The 19075-nt window shown below is 56.7% G+C and carries 11 protein-coding genes, 2 tRNA genes and 3 rRNA genes; 8 read left to right on the plus strand and 8 right to left on the minus strand.

From position 1 onward, the window contains the following. Positions 1-125: 125 nt before the first annotated feature. The 7 genes from N018_RS03720 to N018_RS03750 form a co-directional block, all read right to left on the minus strand. Positions 126-1052 (minus strand): ABC transporter permease, encoded by a 927-nt coding sequence (locus N018_RS03720; protein ID WP_024643345.1) that lies wholly within the window; start codon positions 1050-1052, stop codon positions 126-128. Then, positions 1052-2152: an ABC transporter permease gene (locus tag N018_RS03725; protein WP_025388869.1), complete on the minus strand. Its 1101-nt coding sequence runs from the start codon at positions 2150-2152 to the stop codon at positions 1052-1054. Before N018_RS03725 ends, N018_RS03720 begins: the two co-directional genes overlap by 1 nt. A gap of 11 nt (positions 2153-2163) precedes the next feature. After that, positions 2164-3717, minus strand: a complete 1554-nt coding sequence (locus N018_RS03730; RefSeq protein WP_025388870.1) for an ABC transporter ATP-binding protein — start codon at positions 3715-3717, stop codon at positions 2164-2166. Between the two features lie 523 nt (positions 3718-4240). After that, positions 4241-4834 carry an IMPACT family protein gene (locus tag N018_RS03735; RefSeq protein WP_025388871.1) on the minus strand — a complete coding sequence of 198 codons (594 nt, stop codon included), beginning with the start codon at positions 4832-4834 and terminating at the stop codon, positions 4241-4243. A gap of 33 nt (positions 4835-4867) precedes the next feature. Then, a complete protein-coding gene (locus tag N018_RS03740; protein WP_025388872.1) occupies positions 4868-5530 on the minus strand; it encodes a TetR/AcrR family transcriptional regulator in 663 nt (220 codons plus the stop codon). Between the two features lie 90 nt (positions 5531-5620). Further along, the gene (locus tag N018_RS03745) at positions 5621-7027 is read right to left on the minus strand and encodes a uracil-xanthine permease family protein (RefSeq protein ID WP_025388873.1); all 1407 of its coding nucleotides are present in this window, start codon (positions 7025-7027) and stop codon (positions 5621-5623) included. Positions 7028-7213: 186 nt separating this feature from the next. Beyond that, complete coding sequence (locus tag N018_RS03750; protein WP_024643351.1) at positions 7214-8134, minus strand: LysR family transcriptional regulator; 921 nt, start codon at positions 8132-8134, stop codon at positions 7214-7216. A gap of 112 nt (positions 8135-8246) precedes the next feature. Here N018_RS03750 and N018_RS03755 point away from each other — a divergent pair, with 112 nt between their 5' ends. The 7 genes from N018_RS03755 to rrf all read left to right on the plus strand — a co-directional run bounded on the left by N018_RS03755 (position 8247) and on the right by rrf (position 17023). Next, positions 8247-9593 carry an aspartate aminotransferase family protein gene (locus tag N018_RS03755; RefSeq protein WP_025388874.1) on the plus strand — a complete coding sequence of 449 codons (1347 nt, stop codon included), beginning with the start codon at positions 8247-8249 and terminating at the stop codon, positions 9591-9593. A gap of 91 nt (positions 9594-9684) precedes the next feature. Continuing rightward, positions 9685-11178 (plus strand): CoA-acylating methylmalonate-semialdehyde dehydrogenase, encoded by a 1494-nt coding sequence (locus N018_RS03760; RefSeq protein ID WP_024643353.1) that lies wholly within the window; start codon positions 9685-9687, stop codon positions 11176-11178. Positions 11179-11770: 592 nt separating this feature from the next. Beyond that, a 16S ribosomal RNA gene (locus N018_RS03765) occupies positions 11771-13309 on the plus strand. A 123-nt stretch (positions 13310-13432) separates the two neighbouring features. Next, positions 13433-13509, plus strand: a tRNA-Ile gene (locus N018_RS03770). A 30-nt stretch (positions 13510-13539) separates the two neighbouring features. Beyond that, positions 13540-13615 (plus strand) — tRNA-Ala (locus N018_RS03775). Between the two features lie 242 nt (positions 13616-13857). Next, positions 13858-16751, plus strand: a 23S ribosomal RNA gene (locus N018_RS03780). A gap of 156 nt (positions 16752-16907) precedes the next feature. Continuing rightward, a 5S ribosomal RNA gene (rrf, locus tag N018_RS03785) occupies positions 16908-17023 on the plus strand. The 16S, 23S and 5S rRNA genes sit together here with 2 tRNA genes alongside, the layout of an rRNA operon. Before the next feature lie 151 nt (positions 17024-17174). Here the strand turns inward: rrf and N018_RS25695 are convergent. Next, on the minus strand, positions 17175-18098 hold the full coding sequence (locus N018_RS25695; RefSeq protein WP_051476164.1) for a LysR family transcriptional regulator: 924 nt from the start codon (positions 18096-18098) through the stop codon (positions 17175-17177). Between the two features lie 84 nt (positions 18099-18182). On the opposite strand from N018_RS25695, the gene N018_RS03795 reads away from it, so the two are divergent. Next, complete coding sequence (locus N018_RS03795; RefSeq protein WP_024647456.1) at positions 18183-18980, plus strand: NAD(P)H-dependent oxidoreductase; 798 nt, start codon at positions 18183-18185, stop codon at positions 18978-18980. Positions 18981-19075: the final 95 nt, after the last annotated feature.

The following is a 19075-nucleotide window of genomic DNA, read 5'->3' on the forward strand; positions in this document are numbered from 1 at the left end:
ACAGTCAAGATCGGACGCAGAGCGTTCAGAACGGCGTGCCAACGTGGAGCCTTGGCACGAGCGGCAAGCAAATGTGTATGCATCCCGAGCACACAGTGCGGATCAAGCTTGCAGCTGCAAACCCGTCAATGCCCCGCCCGCCATGGCTGGCCCAGCGATACCGGCGCATAGAGCCGGGTGCGCAGGGCGTCGCGGGAGAGCAGGACGAGGACGATGATGGTTGCCACGTAAGGCAGCATTGCCAGCAGGTTGGACGGGATCGCCAGGCCAATGCCTTGTGCCACCAGATGCAGGATGCTGGCGAGACCGAACAGGTAGGCGCCAAGCAGCAGGCGCCAGACGCGCCAGCTGGCGAATACCACCAGGGCCAGGGCAATCCAGCCGCGTCCGGCGCTCATGTTTTCTGCCCACATCGGCGTGTACGCCAACGACAGGTAAGCACCGGCCAGCCCGGCCATCGCGCCGCCGAACAGCACTGCCAGCGTACGCACCCGCAACACCGGCAGGCCCATGGCGCTGGCGGCATCCGGGTTTTCGCCAACAGCCTGGATGATCAGCCCGATGCGGCTTTTCAGCAGTGCCCATGCCACCAGAGCAAACAGCGCGAACGACAGGTACACCAGCAGGTCCTGGGCAAACAGCATGCGACCGATGAGCGGGATATCGCTGAGGAAAGGAATCGCAACCGGCTCGAAACCACTGAGCGGCTTGCCGACCCAGGCCGCGCCGACGAAGCTGGAAAGGCCGACACCGAAAATAGTCAACGCCAGCCCGGTCGCCACCTGATTGGCATTGAATACCAACGCCACCACCGCAAACAGTGCCGACAACAGCATTCCCGCCAGCATTGCCAGCAGCACGCCCAGCCAGAGATTGCCGGTGCTCAACGCGATAATGAAACCGATCACTGCGCCAAACAGCATCATGCCTTCCTGGCCCAGGTTGATGACGCCGCTCTTTTCGCAGATCAGCTCGCCCAGTGCGACCAACAGCAGAGGTGTGCCGCAACGCACCATGGCGTAGAAAATATTGCTCAGCAGGTCGATATCCATCATGCGGCTCCTGTGACGGGTGTCATCTGGCGCTTGGCCCAGCGTTGTTTCAAGCGTGGGCGGTAGAGAATCAGCACGTCACAGGCGAGCAGGAAGAACAGCATCATGCCCTGAAACAACTGAGTGATTGCCAAGGGCAGGTTCAAGGTCATCTGCGCGCTTTCTCCGCCCAGATAGAGCAGGGCGATCAGCAGACTGGAGAACAGAATGCCGATGGGGTTCAGGCGCCCGAGAAACGCCACGGTAATCGCGGCATAGCCGTAACCCGGCGAGACCTGCGGCACCAGTTGGCCGATAGGGCCGGTGACTTCCGACACGCCCGCCAGCCCGGCCAGACCGCCGCTGATCAACAGCGCCAGCCAGACCAATTGCTTCTCACGGAAACCGACGAACCCGGCTGCGCGCTTGTCCAGCCCCAGCACTTTAATCTGAAAACCGATAAAGCTGCGTTGCAGCAAGACCCACACCGCGACCAGCGCCAGCAGCGCGAAGTACACGCCGATATGCGCGCGGCCATCTTCCATCAACAGCGGCAGACGGCTGGCGTCGCCGAAGGTCGCGGACTCCGGGAAGTTCATGCCCGCCGGGTCTTTGAGTGGCCCATGCACGAAATACAACAACAGATTCAGCGCGATGTAGTTGAGCATGATGCTGGTGAGGATTTCGTTGGCGTTGAAATGCGTGCGCAGCCACGCCGTCACGCCTGCCCAGGCCGCGCCAGCGAGGGTTCCTGCCAACAGCACCATGACCAGGGCCCAGCGGCTTTCCATCTCGATGATGTTCACCGCCACCGCGCTGCCTGCCAGCGCGCCGAGCAGCAACTGGCCCTCCGCGCCGATGTTCCAGATACGTGCCTGATACGCGACCGCCAAACCCAGCGCGCAGAGCAGGATCGGCAAGGTCTTGACCATCAATTCAGACAGGCCGTACCAATCGCTGACGGGCGCGATCAGCAAGGTATGCAGCGTCACCCACGGGTTCAGGCCGAGACCGATGAACAGCAGCGAGCCGCAGACCAGTGTCAGGGCGGCGGCCAGCAGCGGCGAGCACCACAGCATGGCGCGCGATTGCTGGCCGCGCGGTTCCAGAGAAAGCAGCATGTTTTGCTCCGTTAACCCGGTGTGTGGGCCTGGGTGTGAGAATGATCGAACTGCCCTGCCATCCAGCCGCCGATCTGCACGGTGCTGGTCTGTTCGGTGGGGATTAAATCGGAAAGCTGGCCGCCGCTCAGGGCCGCGAGTCGGTCGCTGATCTGGAACAGTTCGTCCAGATCTTCTGAAATCACCAGAATCGCTGCGCCTGCATCACGCAAGGCGATGAGTGCCCGGTGAATCGCTGCTGCGGCTCCGACATCCACGCCCCAGGTCGGGTGCGCGGCAATCAGCAGTTTCGGGTTCTGCAGGATTTCCCGGCCAAGAATGAATTTTTGCAGGTTGCCGCCTGACAGGCTGCGCGCCGGGGCCTGGGCATCGGGCGTCTTGACCGCAAAGCGGCGAATGATTTCGTCGGCCAGCGCGCGAACCTTGCCACGCTGAATCAGGCCGTTGCTCACCAGCCCTTGCTGGAAAGCAGTGAGCAGCGCGTTATCAGCCAGGCTCAGCTCCGGTACTGCACCGTGACCGAGCCGCTCGGCCGGAACAAATGCCAGGCCGCGTTTGCGGCGGGCATCAGGGCGCAAATGCCCGACCGGCGTCTCTTCGAAACGCAGGGTAGCCGCTTGCGCGTGCGCGAGCGTTTGTTCGCCGCTCAGCAGCGCAAGCAGCTCATCCTGACCATTACCCGCCACGCCTGCGATGCCGACAATCTCGCCGCTGCGCACGTCCAGGCTCAGATTTTTCAGTGAGCAACCAAACGGATCGGGGTTGTGCCAGGACAGCCTGTCGACGCGCAGAAACGCCGCGCTGCCGCTGACTTTCTCATAGTGCGCAGTCAGGCCCTCAGCATCACCGACCATCATCCGCGCCAGTGCCAGATCAGAGCACTCAGCCGGAATGCAGTGCCCGGAGACTTTGCCGTTGCGCAGCACGGTTGCGCTGTGACACAAGGCCCGAACCTCGCCCAGCTTGTGGCTGATGAACAGAATGCTGCAGCCTTCCTCGGCCAGGTGCCTGAGGGTGACGAACAGCTCTTCGGCTTCCTGAGGCGTGAGCACCGATGTGGGCTCATCGAGAATCAGCAGGCGGATGTCCTGCATCAGGCAGCGAATGATTTCGACTTTCTGCCGCTCGCCAATCGACAGGCTGTGGACCAGGCGTTGAGGCTCCACAGCCATGCCATAACGCTGCGACACTTCACGAATGCGCGGCTCGAGCTGTTTCGGTTTGCCAGCCGCTGCACCCATGGCCAAGGCGATGTTCTGCGCGACACTCAAGGTTTCGAACAGCGAGAAATGCTGGAACACCATGCCGATGCCCAGGCTTCTTGCCTGGGCCGGGTTGCGCATGACCTGCGCCTGACCTTGCCAGATGATCGACCCAGCGTCCGGTTGAGTGACGCCGTAGATGATCTTCATCAATGTGCTTTTGCCGGCGCCGTTTTCGCCCAGCAAAGCATGAATCTCGCCGGGCTGAATAGTCAGGTCGACTGCGTCGTTGGCCAGGCAGCCAGGATACTGCTTGGTGATATGGCGCAGTTGGAGGCGCGCAGGTATCGCGTGGTTTGGCATGAAAGACTCTGAGGCAGAAGTGGTTCGCCTGTGCATAAAGCAAAATCCTGGCCAATGAGTCAGGATTCAGGCTGGCCGCAATGAATCAGGTGTGGATGGGGGGTTTTTGCGTGTCTCGGCATTCAGAGGCTGCCAGTTCAGCACCAGTTCGGGGCGCGCTGGTGGGCAGTGCGTCGATTATGGCTCATTGATTTGAACAAGAAACGTACAGCCGCCGTGGAGAGCGGTACGGCCAATGGCTGCGCAACCCTTGCACCTGTTATCCACAGGTTATTCCACAGTTAATGTGTGCAAACCCGAAAGTGGAGAATAACGCCAGACGGGTTAGCTTCCAACGGATCTAAGGCGCTCCAACAGACTGTTTTTACGCCGTTTTTAATATTTCCATAGAATATTGTATAAAAAATGATCAGTCGTCTGAAACGCCCGTCCGGCAAGGCGCGCAGTGGAGTGTGCTCAGGTTATCCACAACCGGATGCACAGTAGATGTGGGCAATTGTCGAAAGGCTGTCGAGAGGAGCATTCAGTCGTCCATGACGCTGTGCAAAACGATCCTTCCACGACTCAGATCGGCCAATTGGCGTCGTAATGTGTCGAGATGCTCAGGGCCGATGGCAATCGCCATCTGTACACCATTGGCGGTGAAATCCTCGCTTTCCAACAAACCGTTCAGCTCTGCCAGCCGCACCTTGACCAGAGCCAGCTCACTGAAGCTGCACTCCAGATTGAACAATGAGCGCTGAATCAGCGGTAGACGTTCCGCCTGCTGCAAACACTTGTTGGCACCGCCACCATACGCACGGGCCAGCCCGCCGGTGCCCAACTGAATGCCGCCGTACCAGCGAATCACCAGGACCACGACCTGATCGAATTCCTGCGCTTCGATGGCTGCCAGAATCGGTCTGCCGGCGGTGCCGCCCGGTTCGCCATCGTCATTGCTGCGGTATTGGCCGCCGACTTTCCAGGCCCAGCAATTGTGGGTCGCGTTCAGGTCGCTGTGCTGCTCGATGAACGCTTGCGCGTCGACGGGGCTGGCGATGGGGGCGGCGAGGGTAATGAAGCGGCTCTTGCGAATTTCTTCACGAAACTCGCAAGGGCCGACCAGGGTAAAAGGCATGCAGGTGTCCTTGCTGGCGGCAAGGCACAGATTCTACAAGGCTGGCGGCGTCAGCCCACAACCTTTGAGGATGATCCTGATCAGATTGTCGCTGGCCTGATCCATATCCTGACGCGTCAGGCGGCTGCGCCCGGTCACGCGACAGATTTGGGTCGCGAAGTCGGCGTAATGCTGAGTGCTGCCCCAGAGCAGGAAGATCAAATGCACCGGGTCGACCGGGTCCATCTTGCCCGCATCGATCCAGGCCTGAAAAACCGCTGCTCGCCCTTGGAACCAGAGGCGGTAATCCTGACTGAAATATTCGCTCATGCATTCGCCACCGCTGATGATCTCCATGGCGAAGATACGTGAGGCCTGCGGCTGGCGGCGCGAGAATTCCATCTTGGCGCGGATGTAGCGCGCCAGTGCTTCGGTCGGATCGTCATCGACGCTGAGGTGGTTGAAGGTGCCGTCCCACAAATCGATGATGTTGCTCAGCACCGCGACATACAGGCCAAGCTTGTTGGTGAAGTAGTAATGCAGGTTGGCTTTCGGCAGCCCGGCTTTCAGCGCAATGGTGTTCATGCTGGTGCCCTTGAATCCGTGACGGGCGAATTCATCTTCGGCTGCCTGGATAATCGCTTCCTCATTCTTCTGACGAATACGGCTTGCGGGCTTGGTGATGTGCGCGCCGTGCGCTGGGACTTCAAGTGTCATGGGCAATTCCGGACAGGTCGTGGAGGCACAACAAGTGAACAGATAGCGCACCAGCGGCCATCCGGCAAGCGCTGGTGTGGCTGTCGACAGTTATCGTGGTTGCTCAAGGGGTTTGGGTTCCTTCACCGGATCAGCCTGAGTGACGCTGACGTTGCTTTCCGGGATCAGCAGGCACATGACGATGGCGGTAATGCCGCCGCTGGTGATAGCCGAGTCGAACAGGTTCTGCACCAGTTTGGGCATGAGATGCAGCAGTGCAGGCTGCGCGGCGATGCCCAGACCGACGCCGAACGAGGTTGCGATAATCAGCATGCTGCGTCGGTCCAGTGGCGACTGGGCCAGAATCCGTACGCCTGCCGCCGCGACGCTGCCGAACATCACCAGCGTCGCGCCGCCCAGTACCGGCTTGGGAATCTGCTGAACGATGGCGCCGATGTGTGGGAACAGGCCGAGGATGAACAGCACCGCGCCGATGTACAAACCCACATAGCGGCTGGCAACGCCGGTCAGCTGGATCACGCCATTGTTCTGCGCAAACGTGGTGTTGGGAAACGCGCTGAACGTGGCGGCAATCATGCAGCTCACGCCATCGCCGAGCACGCCCCCCTTTAGGCGTGCGATATAACCCGGGCCGCTGATCGGCTGGCGCGCCAGCATGCAATTGGCGGTCAGGTCGCCGACTGTTTCGATGCTGCTGATCAGATAAATCAGCGCGACCGGCAGGAAGGCGGTCCAGTCAAAATTGAAACCGAACCTGAACGGCACCGGCACACTGATCAACGGCAGATCGTGAATGGGTTGGGGAACCAGCTTGCCGCTGAACCACGCGGCGAGACTGCCGACGGCCAGGCCGATGATGATCGCCGACAAGCGCACCCACGGTGTATTGGAGCGGTTGAGCACGATGATCACCGCCAGTACGAACACTCCCAGCGCAAGGTTCAACGGCGCGCCGAAATCCGCTGCGTTGAAGCCACCACCCAGATCGGTCACGCCGACCTTGATCAGGCTCACCCCGATCAGTGTGATCACGATACCGGTCACCAGTGGCGTGATGACGCGCCGCAACTGGCCGATGCAGCGGCTCAGAACGATCTGCACCAATGCGCCGAAAAAACACACGCCGAAGATCATCGCCATGATGTCTTCCGGGCTGCCACCACGCTGCTTGACCAGAAAACCCGCTGACAACACAGCACCCAGGAATGCGAAGCTGGTGCCTTGCAGGCAGATCATGCCGGCGCCGATACCGAACGGTCGGCGTGCTTGAATGAACGTACCGGTACCCGACACCATCAAGGCCATGCTGATCAGGTAGGGCAAGTATTCGGTCAGTCCAAGCGTCGAGCCGATGATCAGCGGCGGGGTGATGATGCCGACGAAGCTGGCAAGGACGTGTTGCAGCGCTGCCAATAGGGCGGTCAAGGGTTTGGGGCGGTCATTCAGGCCGTAGATCAGGTCATTGTTTTCAGAATTCTCAACGCTTTCGGGCTGCATGGCGAAGTCTCGGAATGGGAAGTGCCATGTGCTGGCGTGACGTTATCCGGAATACCTGCAAAAAGCTGTCCACTTGCTCAGGTTATCTGTCTTGGGGCTTGTTTATTGCCAGATATATCAGCCTGATAGCGCTTTCGAGACGCTTCATTGCGTGAGCCCTCTGAGTATTCGCCATACGGCAGTGTGTCAGCGGGTAGCAGCGAGTCCTTCCAGAAAGCTCTCAAGCACCAAATGAGGGCGTCGGCCCTTGCGTGTAACGGTGACCAGATCAAGGTCATAGAATTTCGATTCGGGTTTTAGCGCACGCAACCTGCCTTCCTGCACCCAGGCGTTGGCGTAATGATCCGGCAGGTAGCCGATGTAGCGGCCCGTCAGGATCAGAAACGCAATGCCTTCACGGTCGGAGGCGCTGGCGGTGCAAGTGAGTGCCTGATAGTGAGCCTGAATGTCATTGGGCAGGCGAAAGGTCGGGGCGATGGCTTCCTGCAGTGCCAAGCGTTCATCATTCAGGGCTGCATTTTCTGCATAGAACAGGGGATGACCAACCGCGCAGTAGAGCAGCGAGCGCTCGCTGTAGAGGGCGTGATATTCCAGCCCTGGCAACGCGCTGGCCTGTGGCACGACGCCGACATGCAGCCCGCCGCCCAGCACGCCTTGCTCGACTTCGGCGGGAGCGCTCATGCGGATATTGATGTGCACGCCAGGACCGCGCTCCTTGAGGCGCGACAGCGCATGGGTGATGCGCATGTGCGGGAGGGTGACCAGATTGTCGGTCAGGCCGATGTTCAGCTCGCCGCGCAGATTCTGGTGCAGGCCGTTGACCTCGGTCCTGAAGCTTTCCAGAGCGCTGAGCAGTTGCAGCGAAGACTGGTAAACCTCACGCCCTTCGTCAGTCAACGAAAATCCCGCCCGTCCTCGCTGACAGAGGCGCAAGCCGAGACGCTGTTCCAGGTCGCTCATCTGCTGACTGATGGCTGAGCGACCGATGCCGAGCACGCTTTCCGCGGCCGAAAAACCGCCAGCCTCGACGACGCTTTTGAAAATACGCAGCAAGCGAATATCAAAGTCACTGACCTGCGCCAAGGGATCGGGGCGGCGGATGCTCATTGTTTAGTAGTTGCCTAACTAAAGATCAGGGAAATCAGGTTTTACGAACCTTAGTCGCATGGCAACTTGGCTGCAATCACTGTTCGCTCAAGCGCCTGCGAGGCCTGCTCCCATGAATATGTTCGAAGCGTCCGATCTGCCCGTCACCAGCCAGTTGAAACTTGATGCTCACTGGATGCCCTACACGGCAAACCGTAATTTCCAGCGTGATCCGCGCATGGTCGTTGCGGCAAGCGGCTGCTATCTGACCGACGACAAGGGGCGCAAGATCTACGACGGGCTTTCCGGCTTGTGGACCTGCGGTGCAGGGCACACGCGCAAGGAAATTCAGGAGGCTGTTTCGCGCCAGCTCGGTGTACTGGATTACTCGCCGGGCTTCCAGTTCGGGCATCCTGCTTCGTTTCAGTTGGCGGAAAAGATCACCGATCTGACCCCCGGCAACCTCAATCACGTCTTTTATACCAACTCCGGCTCCGAGTGCGCTGACACGGCCGTGAAAATGGTGCGGGCCTACTGGCGACTGAAAGGGCAGGCGACCAAGACCAAGATGATCGGCCGTGCGCGTGGCTATCATGGTGTAAACGTGGCTGGCACCAGCCTCGGTGGAGTGAATGGCAACCGCAAGATGTTCGGTCAATTGATGGATGTCGACCACCTGCCGCACACCTTGCTGGCCAGCAATGCGTTCTCCAAGGGCATGCCTGAGGCTGGCGGTATCGCATTGGCTGACGAAATGCTCAAGCTGATCGAGCTGCATGATGCGTCGAACATCGCTGCCGTCATCGTCGAGCCGATGGCAGGCTCGGCGGGTGTGATCGTCCCGCCACAGGGCTATCTGAAGCGCCTGCGTGAAATTTGCGACCAGCACAACATCCTGCTGATCTTCGACGAAGTCATTACCGGGTTTGGTCGCACGGGCTCGATGTTCGGTGCCGACAGCTTCGGTGTGACGCCGGACCTGATGTGCATCGCCAAACAGATTACCAACGGTGCGATTCCGATGGGCGCGGTGATTGCCAGTAGCGAGATCTACCAGACCTTCATGAATCAGCCGACGCCGGAGTACGCCGTCGAGTTTCCGCATGGCTACACCTACTCGGCGCACCCGGTGGCCTGTGCGGCGGGGCTGGCAGCGCTGGAGCTGTTGCAGCGTGAGAATCTGGTGCAGCAGGCGGCGGAAATCGCCCCGCATTTCGAAAGTGTATTGCACGGCATCAAGGGCGCGAAGAACGTCGTCGATATCCGCAATTACGGATTGGCCGGTGCCATCCAGATCGCTCCGCGTGATGGCGATGCGATTGTGCGTCCGTTCGAGGCAGGCATGAAGCTGTGGAAGGCTGGCTTCTACGTGCGCTTCGGCGGCGACACCCTGCAGTTCGGCCCGATGTTCAACAGTCAGGCGCAAGATCTTGACCGCCTGTTCGATGCGGTTGGCGAGACGCTGAACCTGATCGACTGATCGTGCTGCCAGCGCTTCTTCTTATATAGGTCACTTTTCAACCTTGGGCGCGGAGTCATTCGCGCCTGAAGCAGTTTTTTGGAGCTTTTTCATGAGCAGCATTCAGCACTTGATCCACGGCGAATTTGTATCCGGTAACGATCGCACAGCAGATGTGTTCAATCCTTCGACCGGGCAGGTCATTCATCAGGTCGCACTGGCCAGCCGTGAAACCGTCCAGCAAGCCATCGACTCGGCCAAATCTGCCTTCCCGGCCTGGCGCAACACACCGCCCGCCAAGCGCGCCCAGGTGATGTTTCGCTTCAAGCAACTACTTGAGCAAAACGAGGCGCGTATCGCTCAGTTGATCAGTGAAGAACATGGCAAGACGCTGGAAGATGCAGCGGGTGAGCTGAAGCGCGGTATCGAAAACGTGGAGTACGCTTGCGCTGCGCCGGAAGTGCTCAAGGGTGAGTACAGCCGTAACGTGGGGCCGAACATTGATGCTTGGTCTGATTTCCAGCCGCTGGGCATTGTCGCGGGCATCACGCCGTTCAACTTCCCGGCCATGGTGCCGTTGTGGATGTACCCGCTGGCCATTGCGTGCGGCAACTGCTTCATTCTCAAGCCATCCGAGCGTGATCCGAGCTCTACGCTGTTGATTGCCGAATTGCTGCATGAGGCCGGATTGCCGAAGGGCGTGCTCAATGTTGTGCATGGCGACAAAGTGGCAGTGGATGCGCTGATCGAAGCGCCAGAGGTCAAGGCGCTGAGTTTCGTGGGGTCAACGCCGATTGCCGAGTACATCTATAAAGAAGGCGCGGCGCGAGGCAAGCGGGTGCAGGCGCTGGGTGGTGCCAAGAACCACGCAGTGCTGATGCCGGACGCGGACCTGGACAACGCGGTCAGTGCGTTGATGGGTGCTGCTTATGGTTCTTGCGGTGAGCGCTGCATGGCGATTTCGGTTGCGGTCTGTGTGGGTGATCAGATCGCCGATGCGCTGGTCGCCAAACTGGTTCCGCAAATCCAGAGCCTGAAGATCGGTGCCGGGACGACCTGCGGCCTGGACATGGGGCCGCTGGTCACCGGGCAGCATCGCGATAAAGTCAGCGGCTATATAGAAGACGGCGTGCAGTCGGGCGCTACCCTTGTCGTGGATGGTCGCAATCTTCAGGTTGCCGGGCATGAGGCGGGTTTCTTCATGGGCGGGTGTCTGTTTGATCGCGTGACGCCACAGATGCGTATCTATAAGGAAGAGATCTTCGGGCCGGTGCTGTGCATCGTGCGCGTAGATAGCCTTGAACAGGCCATGCAACTGATTAACGATCACGAGTACGGCAACGGTACGTGCATCTTCACTCGTGATGGCGAAGCTGCGCGGCTGTTCTGCGATGAGATCGAAGTGGGGATGGTCGGGGTCAACGTTCCGTTGCCAGTGCCGGTTGCCTACCATAGCTTCGGTGGCTGGAAGCGTTCGCTGTTCGGCGACCTTCATGCCTATGGCCCTGATGGCGTGCGCTTCTATACACGTCGCAAGGCGATTACTCAGCGCTGGCCACAGCGTGCCAGTCATGAAGCATCGCAGTTCGCCTTCCCCAGCCTGTAAATTCTTCGGAGGGTAGATCGTCTTTAAAGAACAATCTCCCGTGTTTACTGGGGGGTCAGGAAGTGGAGGGCAGATAGTTGAAAATAACGGTTGACGCCCTCTGTGATCTGTCTATAATTCGCCCCACTTCCGGCGCAGACGGAAACGAAAAACTCTTGTAGATCAACAGTTTACGAAGGTTTGGAGTTGAGAGTCAGCGAGGAAGGAGGTCGAGTCTGGAGTGATCGACAGCGGTGAGAAAAAAGAGTTTGACACGCGGTTGTAACGCTGTAGAATTCGCCTCCCGCTGATGAGCAACCTAGAGTTGATCGAAGCGCAAGTGGTTGAAGTTACAAAGGAAACTTTGAAAGCTTCTTGAAATAACCGCTTGACAGATGCAAGAGACGCTGTAGAATGCGCGCCTCGGTTGAGAGTAAAGCTCTTAACCACCCGCTCTTTAACAACTGAATCAAGCAATTCGTGTGGGTGCTTGTGGTGTCAGACTGAAGTCAACAGATTATCAGCAACCCAAGTTACTCCGCGAGAAATCAAAGATGTAACCAACGATTGCTGAGCCAAGTTTAGGGTTTTCTCAAAACCCAGTTAGATGTTTGAACTGAAGAGTTTGATCATGGCTCAGATTGAACGCTGGCGGCAGGCCTAACACATGCAAGTCGAGCGGCAGCACGGGTACTTGTACCTGGTGGCGAGCGGCGGACGGGTGAGTAATGCCTAGGAATCTGCCTGGTAGTGGGGGATAACGCTCGGAAACGGACGCTAATACCGCATACGTCCTACGGGAGAAAGCAGGGGACCTTCGGGCCTTGCGCTATCAGATGAGCCTAGGTCGGATTAGCTAGTTGGTGAGGTAATGGCTCACCAAGGCGACGATCCGTAACTGGTCTGAGAGGATGATCAGTCACACTGGAACTGAGACACGGTCCAGACTCCTACGGGAGGCAGCAGTGGGGAATATTGGACAATGGGCGAAAGCCTGATCCAGCCATGCCGCGTGTGTGAAGAAGGTCTTCGGATTGTAAAGCACTTTAAGTTGGGAGGAAGGGCAGTTACCTAATACGTATCTGTTTTGACGTTACCGACAGAATAAGCACCGGCTAACTCTGTGCCAGCAGCCGCGGTAATACAGAGGGTGCAAGCGTTAATCGGAATTACTGGGCGTAAAGCGCGCGTAGGTGGTTTGTTAAGTTGAATGTGAAATCCCCGGGCTCAACCTGGGAACTGCATCCAAAACTGGCAAGCTAGAGTATGGTAGAGGGTGGTGGAATTTCCTGTGTAGCGGTGAAATGCGTAGATATAGGAAGGAACACCAGTGGCGAAGGCGACCACCTGGACTGATACTGACACTGAGGTGCGAAAGCGTGGGGAGCAAACAGGATTAGATACCCTGGTAGTCCACGCCGTAAACGATGTCAACTAGCCGTTGGGAGCCTTGAGCTCTTAGTGGCGCAGCTAACGCATTAAGTTGACCGCCTGGGGAGTACGGCCGCAAGGTTAAAACTCAAATGAATTGACGGGGGCCCGCACAAGCGGTGGAGCATGTGGTTTAATTCGAAGCAACGCGAAGAACCTTACCAGGCCTTGACATCCAATGAATCCTTTAGAGATAGAGGAGTGCCTTCGGGAGCATTGAGACAGGTGCTGCATGGCTGTCGTCAGCTCGTGTCGTGAGATGTTGGGTTAAGTCCCGTAACGAGCGCAACCCTTGTCCTTAGTTACCAGCACGTTAAGGTGGGCACTCTAAGGAGACTGCCGGTGACAAACCGGAGGAAGGTGGGGATGACGTCAAGTCATCATGGCCCTTACGGCCTGGGCTACACACGTGCTACAATGGTCGGTACAGAGGGTTGCCAAGCCGCGAGGTGGAGCTAATCTCACAAAACCGATCGTAGTCCGGATCGCAGTCTGCAACTCGACTGCGTGAAGTCGGAATCGCTAGTAATCGCGAATCAGAATGTCGCGGTGAATACGTTCCCGGGCCTTGTACACACCGCCCGTCACACCATGGGAGTGGGTTGCACCAGAAGTAGCTAGTCTAACCTTCGGGAGGACGGTTACCACGGTGTGATTCATGACTGGGGTGAAGTCGTAACAAGGTAGCCGTAGGGGAACCTGCGGCTGGATCACCTCCTTAATCGACGACTCAGCTGCACCATAAGCACCCACACGAATTGCTTGATTCATTGAAGAAGACGATTAGAAGCAGCTTTAAGCTCCAAGCTGATAGCTCAAAGCTAGCGGCTACAAGCTCGAAATTGGGTCTGTAGCTCAGTTGGTTAGAGCGCACCCCTGATAAGGGTGAGGTCGGCAGTTCGAATCTGCCCAGACCCACCAATTTTGTGTGGGGAACGCCTGTAGAAATACGGGGCCATAGCTCAGCTGGGAGAGCGCCTGCCTTGCACGCAGGAGGTCAGCGGTTCGATCCCGCTTGGCTCCACCACTTACTGCTTCTGTTTGAAAGCTTAGAAATGAGCATTCCATTGATCCTGAGGATTGATGCGTGAATGTTGATTTCTAGTCTTTGATTAGATCGTTCTTTAAAAATTTGGGTATGTGATAGAAAGAAATATAGACCGGGCACCTCTTTCACTGGTGTGTGTCCGGGCTAAGGTAAAGTTTGTGAAATGCAAACTTTCGGCGAATGTCGTCTTCACAGTATAACCAGATTGCTTGGGGTTATATGGTCAAGTGAAGAAGCGCATACGGTGGATGCCTTGGCAGTCAGAGGCGATGAAAGACGTGGTAGCCTGCGAAAAGCTTCGGGGAGTCGGCAAACAGACTGTGATCCGGAGATGTCTGAATGGGGGAACCCAGCCATCATAAGATGGTTATCTTACACTGAATACATAGGTGTAAGAGGCGAACCAGGGGAACTGAAACATCTAAGTACCCTGAGGAAAAGAAATCAACCGAGATTCCCTTAGTAGTGGCGAGCGAACGGGGACCAGCCCTTAAGTTGTATTGAGATTAGCGGAACACTCTGGAAAGGGTGGCCATAGTGGGTGATAGCCCTGTACGCGAAAATCCCTTTGCAATGAAATCGAGTAGGACGGGGCACGAGAAACCTTGTCTGAATATGGGGGGACCATCCTCCAAGGCTAAATACTACTGACTGACCGATAGTGAACCAGTACCGTGAGGGAAAGGCGAAAAGAACCGCGGAGAGCGGAGTGAAATAGATCCTGAAACCGTATGCGTACAAGCAGTGGGAGCCCACTTTGTTGGGTGACTGCGTACCTTTTGTATAATGGGTCAGCGACTTATTTTCAGTGGCGAGCTTAACCGAATAGGGGAGGCGTAGCGAAAGCGAGTCTTAATAGGGCGTCTAGTCGCTGGGAATAGACCCGAAACCGGGCGATCTATCCATGGGCAGGTTGAAGGTTGGGTAACACTAACTGGAGGACCGAACCGACTACCGTTGAAAAGTTAGCGGATGACCTGTGGATCGGAGTGAAAGGCTAATCAAGCTCGGAGATAGCTGGTTCTCCTCGAAAGCTATTTAGGTAGCGCCTCATGTATCACTGTAGGGGGTAGAGCACTGTTTCGGCTAGGGGGTCATCCCGACTTACCAAACCGATGCAAACTCCGAATACCTACAAGTGCCGAGCATGGGAGACACACGGCGGGTGCTAACGTCCGTCGTGAAAAGGGAAACAACCCAGACCGTCAGCTAAGGTCCCAAAGTCATGGTTAAGTGGGAAACGATGTGGGAAGGCTTAGACAGCTAGGAGGTTGGCTTAGAAGCAGCCACCCTTTAAAGAAAGCGTAATAGCTCACTAGTCGAGTCGGCCTGCGCGGAAGATGTAACGGGGCTCAAACCATGCACCGAAGCTACGGGTATCATCTTATGATGATGCGGTAGAGGAGCGTTCTGTAAGCCTGTGAAGGTGAGTTGAGAAGCTTGCTGGAGGTATCAGAAGTGCGAATGCTGACATGAGTAACGACAATGGGTGTGAAAAACACCCACGCCGAAAGACCAAGGTTTCCTGCGCAACGTTAATCGACGCAGGGTTAGTCGGTCCCTAAGGCGAGGCTGAAAAGCGTAGTCGATGGAAAACAGGTTAATATTCCTGTACTTCTGGTTATTGCGATGGAGGGACGGAGAAGGCTAGGCCAGCCTGGCGTTGGTAGTCCAGGTTTAAGGTGGTAGGCTGAGATCTTAGGTAAATCCGGGATCTTAAGGCCGAGAGCTGATGACGAGTGTTCTTTTAGAACATGAAGTGGTTGATGCCATGCTTCCAAGAAAAGCTTCTAAGCTTCAGGTAACCAGGAACCGTACCCCAAACCGACACAGGTGGTTGGGTAGAGAATACCAAGGCGCTTGAGAGAACTCGGGTGAAGGAACTAGGCAAAATGGCACCGTAACTTCGGGAGAAGGTGCGCCGGTGAGGGTGAAGCATTTACTGCGTAAGCCCACGCCGGTCGAAGATACCAGGCCGCTGCGACTGTTTATTAAAAACACAGCACTCTGCAAACACGAAAGTGGACGTATAGGGTGTGACGCCTGCCCGGTGCCGGAAGGTTAATTGATGGGGTTAGCGCAAGCGAAGCTCTTGATCGAAGCCCCGGTAAACGGCGGCCGTAACTATAACGGTCCTAAGGTAGCGAAATTCCTTGTCGGGTAAGTTCCGACCTGCACGAATGGCGTAACGATGGCGGCGCTGTCTCCACCCGAGACTCAGTGAAATTGAAATCGCTGTGAAGATGCAGTGTATCCGCGGCTAGACGGAAAGACCCCGTGAACCTTTACTATAGCTTTGCACTGGACTTTGAATTTGCTTGTGTAGGATAGGTGGGAGGCTTTGAAGCGTGGACGCCAGTCTGCGTGGAGCCAACCTTGAAATACCACCCTGGCAACTTTGAGGTTCTAACTCAGGTCCGTTATCCGGATCGAGGACAGTGTATGGTGGGTAGTTTGACTGGGGCGGTCTCCTCCTAAAGAGTAACGGAGGAGTACGAAGGTGCGCTCAGACCGGTCGGAAATCGGTCGTAGAGTATAAAGGCAAAAGCGCGCTTGACTGCGAGACAGACACGTCGAGCAGGTACGAAAGTAGGTCTTAGTGATCCGGTGGTTCTGTATGGAAGGGCCATCGCTCAACGGATAAAAGGTACTCCGGGGATAACAGGCTGATACCGCCCAAGAGTTCATATCGACGGCGGTGTTTGGCACCTCGATGTCGGCTCATCACATCCTGGGGCTGAAGCCGGTCCCAAGGGTATGGCTGTTCGCCATTTAAAGTGGTACGCGAGCTGGGTTTAGAACGTCGTGAGACAGTTCGGTCCCTATCTGCCGTGGACGTTTGAGATTTGAGAGGGGCTGCTCCTAGTACGAGAGGACCGGAGTGGACGAACCTCTGGTGTTCCGGTTGTCACGCCAGTGGCATTGCCGGGTAGCTATGTTCGGAAAAGATAACCGCTGAAAGCATCTAAGCGGGAAACTTGCCTCAAGATGAGATCTCACTGGAACCTTGAGTTCCCTAAAGGGCCGTCGAAGACTACGACGTTGATAGGTTGGGTGTGTAAGCGCTGTGAGGCGTTGAGCTAACCAATACTAATTGCCCGTGAGGCTTGACCATATAACACCCAAGCAATTTGTTCGAAAGGCCAGATTGCGGTGACTGTGGAGATGACATGAACCGAAGGTTTGCGTCACGAACGACACCTGAACGACTGACTATCACATACCCGATTTGCTGAAGCGCGCCGTAAGGCACGACTCGGTACCCGAATTTCTTGACGACCATAGAACATTGGAACCACCTGATCCCATCCCGAACTCAGCAGTGAAACGATGTATCGCCGATGGTAGTGTGGGGTTTCCCCATGTGAGAGTAGGTCATCGTCAAGATTAAATTCCAAAAACCCTCATCGCTTACGCGTTGAGGGTTTTTGTTTTTATGGCATTTGAAAAGCATTATCTCGCCCCTCATACATCCCCCGTAACCGTCCGGCCAACTCTACCCAGCCCCGCGAAGCCCGAACATGGCGTGCACTTGAATTTAAGTGGACCCTGAGTCGGAGGCTGTTTGCAAGGCCGAGGCGATGAGGCTGCGTAGCCAAATATGGGCGGGATCTCGGTGCAGTCGTTCGGGCCATAACATCAGCATTTCAAAACCCGGAATAGCGAGTGGAGGCGCTTGGACGCGAAGTGCTGGCTGATCTCGCACCAGCCTTTCTGGCACCACCGCAACCAAGTCGCTGTGCGTCAACGCTGAGACGAGCGAGTTGAAATTAGACACTGATAACACGACTCTTCGTTCCAGACCTTTAGCTGCCAGTGCCTGGTCAGTACTCCCAATGAATCCAGCGCCATTCGGTGACATAACGGCATGTTCAAGAGCGCAGAACGCTTTGAGCGATAGCCTGGTTGCCAAAGCGGGATGACCGCGCCGTCCTGCCAGCACGTAGTGTTCGTGAATCAAAGACCGCTGACGCAGTTTTGGCGGCGCTTCATCGCGAGTGTGCAGAGCCAGATCGAGCTGGCCGTTTTCCAGATCATTGGCAAGACTAACGGGATGTTTGTTCAACAGTGCCAAGCGGGTATTGGGGGCCAGGCGCCTAAGCAGCGCTAGCGAGGGCCAGACTAAAGCAGTCGCTGCATAATCACTGGCAGCAACCCTCCACGTCTGATTGGAAAGTGCAGGCTCAAAAGTAGCACCAGGGCTCAGTGCGCCTTGCAAAGCTACCAGTGCTTCACGCAGTGGCCCGCGTAATTGACGGGCACGCTCGGTAGGCGACATCCCTCGGGGCCCGGGGAGCAGCAACGGATCATCCAGAACTTCTCGCAGCCGACCCAGTTGCAGGCTGACGGTCGGTTGAGCGAGATTGAGCAATCGCGCCGCCCGTGTCACGTTTTGCTCAGACAACAGCGCATCCAGCGTGACCAACAAATTAAGATCTAGACGACGTAAGGTATTGTGCATGTAAATACCATCTGTTTCTGAAATTCATTTCTATCATATCGGGTTAGTCGTTACGGTGAGGAATACATCCACTCGGAGCCCCTTATGAAACTACTACTGATCTACGCCCACCCAGAACCTCGTTCGCTCAATGGCTCGCTCAGGGATTTCGCGATCGCTCATCTGAAAACCGCAGGTCACGAGGTCAAGGTCTCAGATTTATACGATATGGGTTGGAAAGCTGCCATTGATGCGAACGACGCACCAGGCTATGACGACGAAAAACCGTTCAACCCAGCAATAGAATCGCAGCGTGTATTCGCCGCCGGCACCCAGCCGACAGACATCGAGGAGGAGCAAGCCAAACTGTTATGGGCAGACGCCGTGATCTTTCAATTCCCACTGTGGTGGTTCTCGATGCCTGCGATCCTCAAAGGCTGGGTTGAACGCGTCTACGCCTACGGATTTGCCTACGGTGTCGGCGAACACAGCGAAAGCCACTGGGGCGATCGCTACGGCGAAGGCAGCATGGCAGGAAAGCGGGCTATGCTGGTGGTCAGCATGGGCGGGTGGCAGTCCCATTACAGTGGTCGAGGGGTGAACGGTGCGCTGGATGATCTGCTATTCCCTATCCAGCATGGGGTGCTTTTCTATCCTGGGTTCACCGTCATGCCACCCTTCCCAATCTATAAAACCGGCAAAATGGACGCTGCTCGGTTCGAACAGCTATGCAAGGCATATGGCGCTCGGCTGGATAACCTGTTCGATGATAAGCCTTTGCAGTTTCGTCGCCAGAATGCCGGGGACTATGAAATTCCAATGTTGACACTTAAGCCGCATCTCGCACCAGGACGTCACGATTTGGGAATTCATCTCTGTGAGGACATGGCACCTGAAGGCTAGACGTTCGCTGGCAGATGGTGACCATTTTTCTAAAGGTTGAGCGTTCCTTACCACGCCGGGCGACAGGTTGCCGCATCGCCGGTGATCGGCCTGGT

It is taken from the genome of Pseudomonas syringae CC1557 (assembly GCF_000452705.1).
GTDB classification, from domain to species: Bacteria; Pseudomonadota; Gammaproteobacteria; order Pseudomonadales; family Pseudomonadaceae; genus Aquipseudomonas; species Aquipseudomonas syringae_F.

Coding starts and splice junctions, on each gene's coding strand:
- N018_RS03720 (WP_024643345.1), bottom strand. CDS start 1,052: ATGGATATCGACCTGCTGAGCAATATTTTCTACGCCATGGTGCGTTGC.
- N018_RS03725 (WP_025388869.1), bottom strand. CDS start 2,152: ATGCTGCTTTCTCTGGAACCGCGCGGCCAGCAATCGCGCGCCATGCTG.
- N018_RS03730 (WP_025388870.1), bottom strand. CDS start 3,717: ATGCCAAACCACGCGATACCTGCGCGCCTCCAACTGCGCCATATCACC.
- N018_RS03735 (WP_025388871.1), bottom strand. CDS start 4,834: ATGCCTTTTACCCTGGTCGGCCCTTGCGAGTTTCGTGAAGAAATTCGC.
- N018_RS03740 (WP_025388872.1), bottom strand. CDS start 5,530: ATGACACTTGAAGTCCCAGCGCACGGCGCGCACATCACCAAGCCCGCA.
- N018_RS03745 (WP_025388873.1), bottom strand. CDS start 7,027: ATGCAGCCCGAAAGCGTTGAGAATTCTGAAAACAATGACCTGATCTAC.
- N018_RS03750 (WP_024643351.1), bottom strand. CDS start 8,134: ATGAGCATCCGCCGCCCCGATCCCTTGGCGCAGGTCAGTGACTTTGAT.
- N018_RS03755 (WP_025388874.1), top strand. CDS start 8,247: ATGAATATGTTCGAAGCGTCCGATCTGCCCGTCACCAGCCAGTTGAAA.
- N018_RS03760 (WP_024643353.1), top strand. CDS start 9,685: ATGAGCAGCATTCAGCACTTGATCCACGGCGAATTTGTATCCGGTAAC.
- N018_RS25695 (WP_051476164.1), bottom strand. CDS start 18,098: ATGCACAATACCTTACGTCGTCTAGATCTTAATTTGTTGGTCACGCTG.
- N018_RS03795 (WP_024647456.1), top strand. CDS start 18,183: ATGAAACTACTACTGATCTACGCCCACCCAGAACCTCGTTCGCTCAAT.